Annotated in this window: 13 protein-coding genes and 1 other RNA gene; 13 read left to right on the top strand and 1 reads right to left on the bottom strand. The window is 43.7% G+C overall.

Annotated elements, in window-relative coordinates; genetic code table 11:
* Positions 1–15 precede the first annotated feature (15 nt).
* From V5G21_RS03600 to V5G21_RS03545, 12 genes are all read left to right on the top strand, one after another.
* Positions 16–1,509 (top strand): tripartite tricarboxylate transporter permease, encoded by a 1,494-nt coding sequence (locus V5G21_RS03600; RefSeq protein ID WP_011247852.1) that lies wholly within the window; start codon positions 16–18, stop codon positions 1,507–1,509.
* A 115-nt stretch (positions 1,510–1,624) separates the two neighbouring features.
* The gene (locus V5G21_RS03595; RefSeq protein WP_011247851.1) at positions 1,625–2,077 is read left to right on the top strand and encodes a hypothetical protein; all 453 of its coding nucleotides are present in this window, start codon (positions 1,625–1,627) and stop codon (positions 2,075–2,077) included.
* 69 nt (positions 2,078–2,146) lie between these two features.
* Complete coding sequence (gene secG / locus V5G21_RS03590; protein WP_011247850.1) at positions 2,147–2,377, top strand: preprotein translocase subunit SecG; 231 nt, start codon at positions 2,147–2,149, stop codon at positions 2,375–2,377.
* A 93-nt stretch (positions 2,378–2,470) separates the two neighbouring features.
* Positions 2,471–3,445: an LLM class flavin-dependent oxidoreductase gene (locus V5G21_RS03585; RefSeq protein ID WP_011247849.1), complete on the top strand. Its 975-nt coding sequence runs from the start codon at positions 2,471–2,473 to the stop codon at positions 3,443–3,445.
* A gap of 171 nt (positions 3,446–3,616) precedes the next feature.
* Positions 3,617–4,351 (top strand): alpha/beta hydrolase, encoded by a 735-nt coding sequence (locus V5G21_RS03580; protein WP_011247848.1) that lies wholly within the window; start codon positions 3,617–3,619, stop codon positions 4,349–4,351.
* The gene (locus V5G21_RS03575) at positions 4,332–5,078 is read left to right on the top strand and encodes an alpha/beta hydrolase (protein ID WP_011247847.1); all 747 of its coding nucleotides are present in this window, start codon (positions 4,332–4,334) and stop codon (positions 5,076–5,078) included. Before V5G21_RS03580 ends, V5G21_RS03575 begins: the two co-directional genes overlap by 20 nt.
* 26 nt (positions 5,079–5,104) lie before the next feature.
* On the top strand, positions 5,105–7,438 hold the full coding sequence (rnr, locus tag V5G21_RS03570) for a ribonuclease R (RefSeq protein ID WP_011247846.1): 2,334 nt from the start codon (positions 5,105–5,107) through the stop codon (positions 7,436–7,438).
* 118 nt (positions 7,439–7,556) lie between these two features.
* The gene (locus V5G21_RS03565; protein ID WP_011247845.1) at positions 7,557–7,952 is read left to right on the top strand and encodes a DoxX family protein; all 396 of its coding nucleotides are present in this window, start codon (positions 7,557–7,559) and stop codon (positions 7,950–7,952) included.
* Positions 7,953–8,038: 86 nt separating this feature from the next.
* Complete coding sequence (gene smpB / locus V5G21_RS03560; protein ID WP_035202732.1) at positions 8,039–8,509, top strand: SsrA-binding protein SmpB; 471 nt, start codon at positions 8,039–8,041, stop codon at positions 8,507–8,509.
* Between the two features lie 88 nt (positions 8,510–8,597).
* Positions 8,598–8,952: a transfer-messenger RNA gene (ssrA, locus tag V5G21_RS03555) on the top strand.
* A 216-nt stretch (positions 8,953–9,168) separates the two neighbouring features.
* Positions 9,169–9,921 (top strand): hypothetical protein, encoded by a 753-nt coding sequence (locus V5G21_RS03550; RefSeq protein WP_011247843.1) that lies wholly within the window; start codon positions 9,169–9,171, stop codon positions 9,919–9,921.
* A gap of 12 nt (positions 9,922–9,933) precedes the next feature.
* On the top strand, positions 9,934–10,512 hold the full coding sequence (locus V5G21_RS03545) for a hypothetical protein (RefSeq protein ID WP_011247842.1): 579 nt from the start codon (positions 9,934–9,936) through the stop codon (positions 10,510–10,512).
* A 241-nt stretch (positions 10,513–10,753) separates the two neighbouring features.
* Here V5G21_RS03545 and V5G21_RS03540 read toward each other — a convergent pair whose 3' ends face one another.
* Entirely contained in the window at positions 10,754–11,110 is a 357-nt protein-coding gene (locus V5G21_RS03540; RefSeq protein ID WP_011247841.1) for a VOC family protein, read from the bottom strand.
* Positions 11,111–11,348: 238 nt separating this feature from the next.
* Between V5G21_RS03540 and V5G21_RS03535 the strand changes: the two genes are divergently transcribed.
* Positions 11,349–12,728, top strand: a complete 1,380-nt coding sequence (locus V5G21_RS03535; RefSeq protein WP_011247840.1) for a YjiH family protein — start codon at positions 11,349–11,351, stop codon at positions 12,726–12,728.
* Positions 12,729–12,733: the final 5 nt, after the last annotated feature.

Raw genomic sequence — 12,733 nt, 5'->3', positions numbered from 1 at the left:
AGGGGGGCGAAAGCAATGGATGTTTTACTTGCGAGCATAACTGACGTGTTCACCCCTTTTGTCGTTCTATTAATGGTATTAGGGGTATTCATAGGCCTTATATTTGGTACAGTGCCTGGCCTAACCTCGACGATGGCAATGGCCTTGTTCGTGCCATTTACGTTTCAATTAGAACCGATACAAGGAATTAGTTTTCTTGTCTGTTTGCATTTAGGCGGCGTTTCCGGTGGGCTCGTTGCTTCTACACTTTTAGGAATACCGGGAACGCCCTCATCGATCGCTACAACGTTCGATGCGTACCCAATGGCGAAAAACGGCGAACCGGTAAGAGCACTTGGCATTGGCATTGTTGCCTCACTTGTTGGCGGCTTGCTGAGCTTTATTGCCTTGACTACCATTTCTCCCCTCATTTCGAGGTTTGCGGTACAGATGGGGCCATTTGAGTTTTTTGCTTTAATCTTTTTCGCTCTCTCCTTGCTTGCCGTCCTTGCCCAAGGCAGCATGTTGAAAGGAATTACTGCTGGCTTTATTGGTTTAGCTATTGGCATGGTAGGGTTCGCGCCAATTGATGGGCTGCAGCGCTATACGTTTGGCGTGTTAGAGCTAAAAGGCGGCATCAGTCTGTTGCCGCTTATCATGGGCTTATTCGCTATCGCTCAACTTTTAGCGGAAATAAAGGCGGGCGATGAGCGAAAGGAAATGAACTTCTCTGTGAAAGGCATTGGCATTAAGGTGGCCGAAATATTCCAAAATAAGTGGAATATGCTACGCTCGTCATTCATTGGAATTGCATTTGGGATTTTGCCAGGATTAGGGAGCGGCACATCAAACCTTGTTGCTTATGCACAAACGAAGCAAGCGTCAAAAAACCGCGACAAGTTTGGGAAAGGGGCACCTGAAGGCATTTATGCGTCTGAATCAGCGAACACAGCAGCTGTTGGTGGATCGCTTATTCCGATGCTGACTCTCGGTATACCTGGCGATACGGTAACAGCAATTTTGCTCGGTGGCTTTATGATCCATGGCATTCAGCCTGGCCCGCTGTTTTTTGCGGAAAACCGCGAAATTGTCAATGTCGTGTTTATCGCTTTCTTCGTTGCGATCTTTCTCGTTCTTTTGTTTCAAGTGTTCGCGATGCGCTTTTTTACACGTGTGTTGATGATTCCAAAGGAATATTTATTTCCAATTATTCTTGTCTTGTGTTTTGTCGGCGCCTTTGCCACTAACTCTTCCGCTTTTGATATTGGCGTCATGCTCTTTTTCGGCGTTATCGGTTATATTTTGTTAAAGGCCAAGTTTCCGATTGCTCCACTCATTTTAGGTTTTATTCTCGGGCCTCTTCTGGAAACATATTTGCGGAGAGCGCTCATGTCGACTGGCAATGTGGCCGACTTTTTTACAAAACCATTTTCGGCGATTTTCATTTTAATTGGAATCGGCTGCGTCCTCTTTACGTTTATCAATGAAACACGCTCAACCAAGAAAGACTCGAAATCAGCAAGTATGTAAGAAGTTGACATCCAGGCAATAGAAGCGGCTGAAACTGTAGTTTTCTTTAAGGTTTGGCATTTTATAAAAGCCATGCTATCGTAAAAGGGAAAGAAAAAACGGGAGGCAGGCGTGTATGGCTGACAGTGAAATTCTTCCCCCTGCTGTAGCAACTTTTTTAAACGGTGAACAATTAGAAGAAAAGCAGCATGAGGCGATGCATTTTTTGACGGTTGATGACAATGGTTTTCCATATAAAGCGATGGTAAGCGTCGGCGAAGTGTTGGCCTATTCAAAAGACCGCATACGGATTGCGTTATGGAGTGGAACACAAACGGATAACAATGCGATGCGTTCAAAAAAAGCTGTGCTTTTACTCGTTACGTGCGAAACGGCTTTTGACATTCAGCTAATGCTTGAACCGATCGGCCGTCAAGAGGGCCTCACCCTTTACGAAGGGCGCGTCTTACGGGTGAAAGCCGATCAAGCGCCTTATGCCAAATTAGAGTCGGCGGTGCGCTTTACGTTAAAGGACCCAGATGCTTCACTCGCCCATTGGCGCCACAAACTTGAGCTTCTAAAAAACTAGCCTATTGTTTTCAAGGGCGTGGCTATGCTAAACTAGTGATACTGACGTGTTTCGTGGAGGTGTTTGTTGATGCAGCTGTTTTTGATGATCGCATTAATTATTGTTTCTGTCCTCTTAGTCGCTGTTGTCCTTTTGCAGCCAGGTCGCAGCTCTGGGTTATCAGGCGCCATTACTGGAGGGGCAGAGCAGTTGCTAGGAAAACAAAAAGCACGTGGGCTTGAGGCGGTATTGCATCGAGCAACAATCGTACTTGCTGTTTTGTTTTTTATTTTGACAGGGTTAAATGCGTATTTCCTATAAACGATGCGGAACACCTGGACTTGCCAGGTGTTTTTTCTGTTTCCTGTTTAATCGCAGCTTAAAAAAGGAACAATCGGATATAGAGGTGATGAAGTGCGCTTAAGCATTTTAGACCAAGTGCCTATAACCATAGGGCAATCAGCGGAACAAACAGCGGATCAAACGTTTCTTCTTGTTGAGCTTGCCGAACAATGGGGGTACGAACGGTATTGGTTTGCTGAACATCATGGTACAAGGGGGCTTGGTTCCAGTGCTCCTGAAGTGTGGATGGCAGCTGCTGCCGCAAGGACAAAGACGATTCATGTAGGCTCTGGAGGTATTTTGTTGCCCCAGTATAGCCCTTATAAAGTAGCGGCTCAGCTAAGACAGCTAGAAACGATGTTTCCAGGTCGAATTGACGGTGGCATTGGCAACTCCCCTGGGGGCCCTGAACGAATACGCGCGGCTCTTGCGAATGGACATACGGACGGAATCGCTACATTTTGGGAGAAAGTCGATGCCCTTTCCAAGTGGATACATGGCGGCAGGCACAAGGAAGTGACTGTTTCGCCGAAACCAGCAAGTACACCAAACTTGTTTATCCTTGGTCTTGGAGAACGGAGCGCTATCGAAGCGGGCCGGCGGGGGTTCGGTTTTGTCCATGGGCGTTTTATTGAGCCTAAACGAGGGAAGTTGGCACACGCTGCATATCGACAAGCGTTTAAGGGCAAAGGGAAACCAGATGCGTTAACGGCCGTATTTATCATTTGCGGCGAAACGGACGAGCATGCTGAAGAGTTGGCAAAGACCCAAGATTTATGGTTATTGCGGACGGAAAAAGGTTTAGATAGCCGCGTGCCAACCAGCATAACAGCCGCATCTGCTCAGCTAAGCGAACAAGACCGTGTCCGCATCCAGACGAATCGGAAGCGGATGATTATTGGCGGGCCTGAAACTGTAAAACGGGAATTAGAAAAAAGCGCGAATGAAACAGGCTGCGACCAATTTCTAGTTCTTACGAATATCGATGATTTTGATGAGAAGTGTCGCTCTTATGAACGGTTGGTGAAGGCGACAAAAAGTCAATAACATCAGCAGCCTAAACGAGTCAGCGTGCTGGCGAGAGGAGATGCGAACAGAGCAGACGCTTATAAGCATATCGGCAAGGCAAACGAATGCGTATGCGAGCGTTTGTCTACAGTTTGTATCCGCGGCTGGCAATCTGCTATCACGACTACAAAGCAACAGGAGGAACCTATTGTGATTGGGTGTCTATGTATACATGGCTTTACTGGGGATCCGTGGGAAGTACAGCCCGTTGCCGACGAACTGTCAAAGCAGCCTGGCTGGCTTGTTTACACGCCTGTATTGCCTGGCCACGGCCAAGGAAGTCTGCGGGAGTTAAAGCATGTAACATACAAACAGTGGGTATTTGCTGTGGAAGTAGCGGCTGAAGAAATGAGAAAACGGTGCGACCGCCTTTATCTGATTGGTTTTTCAATGGGTGGAATGCTTGCCAGTTACATAGCAGCCCGTTTTCCTGTTGACAAGCTTGTACTGTTAAATGCTGCTGCCTACTATATGAACCCGAAACAGTTTGTAAAAGATATGTTCTCTGCCATTCGCTACCACCTGACTGGCGAACAAGAAGGCGATGAGCTAATTGAACTTTATGAAAGGAAATTTCGGACAACGCCATTTGCCGCCGTGCACCAATTTTTGCAACTCGTCCAAAAAACAAAGCCTTATGCAAGTAAAGTGACGGTGCCAACGCTCATTATCCAAGGGGAGCTTGATGGCCTTGTTCCATTAAAGTCAGCTTATTATCTTTATGATGTAATCGGATCAAAGACAAAAGAAATCAAAGTAATGAAACGATCACGCCATATGATTTGCCATGGATATGAAGCCGATAAAGTGATTGAGGAAATTAAAACATTTTTGACAGATCGACAAACAGAGAGGGAAGATGACAATGAAATTAGTGCCACCTAAACCTTTTACATTTGAAGGAGGACAGCGGGCTGTTCTGTTATTGCATGGCTTTACAGGAACGACTGCTGATGTCCGCATGCTTGGCCGCTTTTTGCAAAAGCATGGCTATACATGCCATGCCCCTTTATATAGAGGTCATGGCGTGCCGCCAGAAGAGCTTGTAAAGTACAGCCCAGAAGATTGGTGGGCTGATGTACAGGCAGCGTTTGAACAATTGCAACAAGATGGCTATAAGGAAATCGCAGTGTGCGGATTATCTCTAGGCGGTGTTTTTTCATTAAAAGCAGGTTTCTCTATGCCTGTAAAGGGAATCATATCGATGTGTGCCCCTGTCAGGCCCAAAACGGAGGAAGCGATCAAAGTTGGGATGCTCCGTTACGCGAAAGAGTACAAGCGTCTTGAAAAGAAAGAAGACGCGGTGATCGAAGCCGAAATTAGCGCGCTTGCAGAAAAATCGCTTGAGCCGCTTTATCAGTTGCGGCAGTTGATGGATGACGTACGGGAACAGCTTGACTTGATTTATGCGCCAACGTTCGTTGTCCAAGCGCGCTATGACGAAATGATCGATACCGAAAGCGCTACGATCATTTTGGACAATGTTGGCACAGACGACAAACAGCTAAAGTGGTATGAACATTCGACCCACGTGATTACACTCGGTGAGGAGAAAGAACAGCTTCATGAAGACATACTTGAGTTTTTAAATCACTTAGATTGGTCAAACTAAAAACAAAAGCTTGAAGGAGGGAAAGAATGGCTGCTCGATTAAAAGAAGAGCTGCTTGCCTATTTTCAAAATGAGGCGAAAAAGCCTGTTACAGTAGATGAATTAGAAGAGCAGTTCGGCATAGCTTCTGGCGACGACTTTAAAAAGTTGATCCAAGGCTTGAATGAACTGGAAGAAGAGGGGAGCATTGTGCGCACGCGGACAAACCGTTACGGTATCCCCGAAAAAATGAATTTAGTGCGTGGCCGTGTCCAAGGCCATGCAAAAGGATTCGCTTTTGTGTTGCCTGAAAACGGCGAGGAAGACATTTATGTTCCACAAGGCTCCTTGGCAGGGGCAATGAATGGCGATATTGTCCTTGTCCGTATGGATGAACGGACAAGCGGCGCTCGGGCTGAAGGAAAAGTGATCCGCATTATTGAACGGAAAGTGACAGAAGTCGTCGGCGAATATAAACAGTTCTCTTCGTATGCGTTAGTGGTTGCCGACGACAAACGGATTAGCGCGGATTTCCTTGTTGTCAACGGCCAAGAAAAAGGCGCTGCCGATGGCCATAAAGTGATCGCGACGATTACCAAATATCCAGAAGGCCGCTTCGGCGGGGAAGCAGAAATAAAAGAAGTCCTTGGCCATAAAAATGACCCAGGCATGGACATTCTGTCGATCATTTACAAATATGGCATCCCTCAAAGTTTTTCCGAAGAAGCGCTTGCACAAGCGGCAAACGTGCCAGATGAGATTACAGAAGCAGACTTGCAGGGCAGGCGCGACTTAAGGAATGAGCAAATCGTCACCATTGACGGGGCTGATGCCAAAGACCTGGATGATGCTGTACAAGTAAAAAAATTAGAAAACGGCCATTTTTTGCTCGGCGTACACATTGCCGACGTTTCCCATTATGTCGAAGAAGGGTCGCCGATTGACAAGGAAGCGTCTGACCGCGCTACGAGCGTCTATTTAGTTGACCGCGTGATTCCAATGATTCCACATCGCCTTTCGAATGGCATTTGCAGTTTAAACCCAAAAGTAGACCGTTTGACGCTGTCTTGCCAAATGGAAATCGACGAAAATGGTGGTGTTGTGAACCACGAAATTTTCCAAAGTGTCATTCGAACGACAGAGCGGATGACATATAGCGACGTTAACAAAATACTAGTCGAACAAGACGAGGACTTGCGAGAACGTTATGAAACGCTAGTACCGATGTTTGAAGCAATGGAACAGTTGGCACAAATTTTAAGAGACAAACGCTTCGCCCGTGGTGCTATTGATTTTGATTTTAAAGAAGCGAAAGTGCTTGTCAATGAAGAAGGCAAAGCGACAGATGTTGTGTTGCGGGAACGCTCAGTTGCGGAAAAGCTAATTGAAGAATTTATGCTTGCCGCTAATGAGACTGTCGCTGAACATTTCCATTGGCTGAAATTGCCGTTTGTATACCGGATTCACGAAGACCCTGATGCAGATAAATTCAATTCATTTTTAGAGTTTATTACTGGGTTTGGCTACGTGGTTCGAGGCACAGCTAATACCGTCCATCCCCGTGCCTTGCAAGCACTTTTAGAGGAAATTTCCGGTGAACCAGAAGAAATGGTCATTAGCCGCGTCATGCTGCGCTCAATGAAACAAGCGAAGTATGATGTCCACCCTGTTGGCCACTTTGGGTTGTCAGCAGACTTTTATACTCATTTTACTTCGCCAATTCGCCGTTATCCTGATTTGCTCGTCCATCGCCTCATTCGCACGTACTTGATTAAAGGCAAAACGGATCGCAAAACAACGGCAAAATGGCAGGAAGTGCTGCCTGGGTTAACAGCCCACGCTTCAGAAATGGAGCGGCGCGCGATTGACGCTGAACGGGACACAGACAGCGTGAAAAAAGCCCAATACATGGAAGATAAAATTGGGGAGACGTTTACAGGAATCATTAGCGGCGTTACCAACTTCGGTCTATTTGTCGAATTGGAGAATACGGTTGAAGGGTTAGTCCATGTTAGCTATTTGACAGACGACTACTACCATTATGACCAAAAGCATTATGCGATGATTGGCGAACGAAGCGGCACCGTTTTCCGCATCGGCGATGAACTTGAAGTCCGCGTTATCCAAGTAAATGTCGAAGAAGCATCCGTCGACTTTGAAATTGTCGGTATGCAACCGCGCAAGCCGCGGAAAACGCTTGAGCGGCCAAAAGTGATTGATGGCGGAAAAAGACAGCAGCGGAACGGAAAAAAACGTGAAAAGCATCGTTTGACAGGTGATCCGAAAAAAGATGGCAGCCGGTCCAAGCGGAAGAAAAAGCCGTTTTATGAAAATGCCCCTAAAGCGAAACGAAAAAAAGGCCGTCGTAAAACGCGGAAATGACAACTTTTGGATAGTGCCCTGTCATGTATGACTAGGACATCCGACAGTTTCCTACATGTACCTGCTTGCACAATCCTTGTTTTCTCCCTTACACTACAAGCAATAAGGAGGGAGAAACGTGACAAAAACAGAAATTGGGATATTGCTTGTCCGTGTCACCGTAGGAATCATTTTTTTATTCCACGGGCTGGATAAGTTTAATGGTGGAATTGAAGGGACGGGCGCGTTTTTTGATTCAATCGGCATCCCAGCAGCAATGGCCAGCGTTGTTGCCTTTGTCGAGATCATTGGCGGGCTCGCCCTTATCCTAGGATTAGGCACCCGTATTGTTGGGGCTATGTTTGCGGCCATTATGGTTGTAGCCATCATAACCGCAAAATGGAATGCAGGCTTGCTTGGCGGCTACGAGCTTGATCTCATTTTGCTAGTAACTTCGCTTTTGCTTGTGTTAAACGGCAGCAAACTGCTTGCCATCGATCAACTTTTTGGAAAGAAAAAGCGCCGCCGCTTTTAACGCCTGTCGTCTAGTAGAAATTGACGAATCGCCGCTCCGTTGGTACGATAAAAGGAAGATGTGTTAGAAAGATGCAGGTGGAATGCATGGGAGAAACGACAGAAGGCAAAGTTGTTGCGCAAAATAAAAAAGCACGCCATGATTATTTTATCGAAGAAACATTTGAAGCGGGCATTGTCCTAACCGGAACAGAAATCAAGTCGATTCGGGCGGGGAAAATGAATTTAAAAGATTCCTTTGCCCGCATCAAAAATGGCGAAGCTTTTTTGTACAATGCCCACATTAGTGAATACGAACAAGGCAACCGCTACAACCATGAACCGACACGGCCGCGCAAACTGTTGCTCCATAAAAAACAAATCAATACATTAATTGGGCAAACGCAGCAAAAAGGCTATTCAATCGTTCCATTAAAAGTCTATATTAAAAACGGCTTTGCCAAAGTGCTTATCGGCCTTGCAAAAGGGAAGAAAAACTACGATAAGCGGGAAACATTACGGCGAAAAGACGCGAAGCGCGAAGTGGAACGGGCAATAAAAGAGCGCATGCGCGGTTAATTAAGTGGGACACTGCAAATTGTTGACATTTCAGCAGAATGTAGTATAATGAAATATCCAGGCATTGACCTGGATATTTCAAAACCAAGGGGACGTTTTGGATTCGACAGGGATAGGTCGAGCTTGCGTTGCGAGCCGAGGGGTCGGCCTCGTAAAAACGCACAAGCCAATAACTGGCAAAGAAAACAACAACTTCGCTCTAGCTGCATAAGCTAAGCGGTCTCTCCTCTCCATCGCCCATGTGGAGTGGCTGAGACTCAACTTTAGTGGGATACGCCTTTCTCCCCCCGCCTGAGGGAGAAGGAAGAGACTAATCAGGCTAGCTGCACGGAGGCCTGTCTTTGGGCTGAAGTGCTAGCGAAATACGAATACAAAGACTACGCTCGTAGAAGCGTAAGTGTCGTTATCTCTGGACGTGGGTTCAATTCCCACCGTCTCCATATAAGAGCCGCGGAAGTGTTGATTTGTCAACATTTCCGCGGTTTTTCTTTTTGGAGCGAATCAGTCTGTTTATTTTTGGTAATAATTACTTGAATTGAGCTCCGTTTGCAATTTTGATCCATTTAATAGAATTTATAGTGATAATTAGGTTGCGGTTAAATACATATTTGTGGTATAAAAATATTGAAAAATAAATCAAATCAAAAAGGAGCATAATTATGAAGCGATTTCTAGGAGTTTTTATTGTTTTTTTATCTTTTCTTGTAATTTTTCAACCGTTGTCTGTACCACTTGTTTCGGCAAAAGAGTCGGTTGATCGGGATGAACAAATAATTAATGATGCAACTAGTGGTGAAGATTTTAATTGGGATGATGTTGAATGGATAACGGTTGATGACTACATAGATAATGATGAAGAAGTTTTATTGGATGATGATGAGCTTGACGAAGATTTTGAGTATATTAATTTGAAAGAAGGCGAAGAATATTCTTCGGATTTTGATTTTGAAATTATTAATGAAGAAGATCCTAGATTTGATGAGGCTGAATTTCGACCATATCTTTGGGGCTTAATTGCCCGAGTTGTTCTTTCCGGGGGGAAATACGTAGTAAAGTATGGAAGTAAGATTTTTAAGAAACAACCTAAAAGTAAAGCTGTTAATCATACTAAAAATTTCACTCCTGCTAGAGTTAATATTGGTGGAGGAAACACGATTGTTTTACAACGCAGTAGTATGAATCATATACTACAAAGACATCACCCTAAATTTTGGACAGGAGCTACTAATAAGACACTTTTTAATCCTAGTATCTCAAGTGCAAAAATAAGAGGACAAATTATATCAATAATAAATAAGAACAGATCGAAGATTAAAAATGGTTATGGTACTATAAATGTAAAAATTGATGGTCAAAAATATAGATTAGTAATAAGCAATTATCGGGTTAATACGTTTTATCCTGTCAGGTAAGGAGTTTTCCAATTGATTCAAATTCAAACTTATATAGCTAAAACGAATTCTCTGGATGAATACTATGAGAATTTAGAGGAGCCAAGTCAATTTTTTATTAATAAAGATCATGACACTGGGCTAAAGGTTCTTGATAAAATGTTAAACGAAAATAAAGGGTCATTTTTAAATGGCACGATTTTCATTTCAATAGAAGGGGCAGAAGTTGTTACGTTTATTGATTGGGATGATTTAGACTTGATGTGGCCTGCATTATTGACGATGGTCCTGGATTTCTTAAATGATGGGAAATATGCAAGAACGGAGCATTTTAGCAACGGACAACAATGGACAATAAGAAAGGTTACATCCTCGCCAAAGGATATGATTTTATTTAAAGTAGTCCGAGATTATTCAATTTTTGAGTTTGGTTTAAACAACCTTACTGTAAATAAAGAAACGAGTGCATTATGTAAGGAAGGTGTATTTTTAAAAAGCGTTGTTGATGCTGCACAAGATTATATTGACTATCGAGACAAGGATTCTAGGTCCCAAAACTTAGTAGATGCAAAGCAAAAATTGAGGAAAATTAAAGAACGAATGATTAATTAATTTTGGGATTTAAGATTAGGTGCTTGACTGGTGTTTTATGGAATGTTAAGCGCCGGGAATACTATGGGTTCAAATTCTTATCGTCTCCATACAAAAGCCGCGGAAATGTTGGTTTATCAATATTTTCGCGGCTTTTTTGTATGATTTATTTATGAAGTTAACGCTTTTTGATGTGGTAAGTATAGTTCAGGAAAGGTGAACAAAATTCCCACCTTCTCCATCCATTACCGACTGTAAGGATTTAAAATTTATCACATTGTACATTAAATTTGTTCCCATCAGGATCATAGAAATCTAAAAATAAATTGCCGAGCCCATCATCCATATTGTTTTCTACTTTGACTGCGTTCCTTTTTAAGTGATTGGCTAACGCTTCTATATGTTTGCATTGAAAGGCAATCACGGGATGTGTTTGATTGTTGACTTTAAACGTTGCAGTAGTTTGATGAGTGGATTCAACTAAAAATAACATTTGACCAGAGGGGAAATTTAGTTGTGCTTGTCGCTCCTCTTCACTATGTAGGATTTCCTTATACCATTTGATCGCATTTTCTAAGTGTGACATAGGAACATGACAATAGAATAGTTGTTCTAACATAACGAGCCTCCTGGATTTTTGCATTTATCAGGTTCAATTCGCTCGGTTTTTTAGAAAATCCTGTTTGCACTTCGTCACTTCATTAAGTATTACAACCTCCTGTACATCCCTTCCGACTTTCAATCGATCTTGATCATCAAGTTTGCGCAGCATCGCCAAAATAAAAGATTCCTAAACGGCCATTATTTATGTATAATTATCAAATACAGAGATTAATTATACGGAATGGGTGTCTAATGTGGAATCATACAAATCGGTAAAATCAAACAAACAACGTCCTATACAATCGCGCCATCTTGCGACTTTTCTTATCCCCTCTTTAGCTGGAGCGGTCCTGTTTTTAGTCCCGGTAAAAATAGACGACAATTGGACTGTTTTCATCGGCTATTTGGCCGGTTTGATAGAAGACGGCCTTTCTGGCGTTTTGCCTAGCTTTTTATTGGCCTTGCTCGTGTTTTCCGGTGTTGCCTCTTTTTTGTGTTGGGCGTTTAAACCTGCATTTATTATGGATAAGCCAGCCTTAAAAACGTTGTTTTATACATCTTTTACTTGGACGGCGATTCGTGTCCTCGGCGCTGTGTTTGCGCTAATGGTCATGACGGGGACTGGAATGGAAATGGTGTACAACCCAGCAACAGGGGGGACAGTGTTTGCCGATTTATTGCCTGTTCTTGCCGTGTGGTCGGTTGTAATGGGGCTGCTCATGCCGCTTTTGCTTGACTACGGGTTAATGGAGTGGCTTGGTACGCTTGCCCAAAAAATTATGCGTCCACTGTTCAAATTGCCTGGGCGCGCTTCTGTTGATTCTCTTGCCTCGTGGATGGGCAACAACATGATGAGCATTTTAATTACGATCAATCAATATGAAAATCGCTATTATACTAAAAAAGAGTCTGCGGTAATCGTCACGAATTTTACGATTACATCTATAGGCTTCAGTTTAATTATCGCTAAAATGCTAGGATTGGAACATCGCTTTGTATCTTTTTACATAACTGTTCTTGTAGGCGTTTTGCTCGCTGCGTTTATTTGCCCGCGCATTCCGCCGCTATCGACAATGAAAAATACCTATCACCTCGATCAGCCTGGAGCGATTGAAGAAACGGCGGAAATAGGCTCTTTATGGAAAAGCGCTTTTGCCCGTGGTATCGATAAGGCTAAACAAGCGCCTCCTATAAGCACGGTATTAAAAAAAGGGGCTTTCAACGCATTGGACATTTGGCTTGGCATGTTGCCACTTGTAATGGCAATTGGTACGCTTGCCTTAATAGTCGCCGAATATACACCTGTATTTACGTACCTTTCTTATCCGCTTGTGCCTGTATTGGAATGGATGCAAATTCCAGACGCAGAGGCAGCTGCACCAGCCATGCTTGTTGGCTTTGCAGATATGTTTTTGCCAGCTATACTAGGATCAGGGATTGAAAGCGAGTTGACGCGTTTTGTCATCGGCGCTGTTTCGCTCATTCAACTTGTTTACATGTCTGAAATTGGCGTAATGCTTATTCGTTCAAGCATCCCGATTAACTTCTGGCAACTGTTTATCATCTTTATCCAACGTACAGTCATTGCTTTGCCTGTCGTTGTGCTGATTGCCCACTTTATGATTTATCGTTAAAGGAG

This window comes from Shouchella rhizosphaerae, from assembly GCF_036700015.1.
GTDB lineage: Bacteria > Bacillota > Bacilli > Bacillales > Bacillaceae_D > Shouchella > Shouchella rhizosphaerae.
The sequence above is the reverse complement of the archived record's forward strand: the minus strand, read 5'-3'. Positions and strand labels throughout refer to the sequence as shown.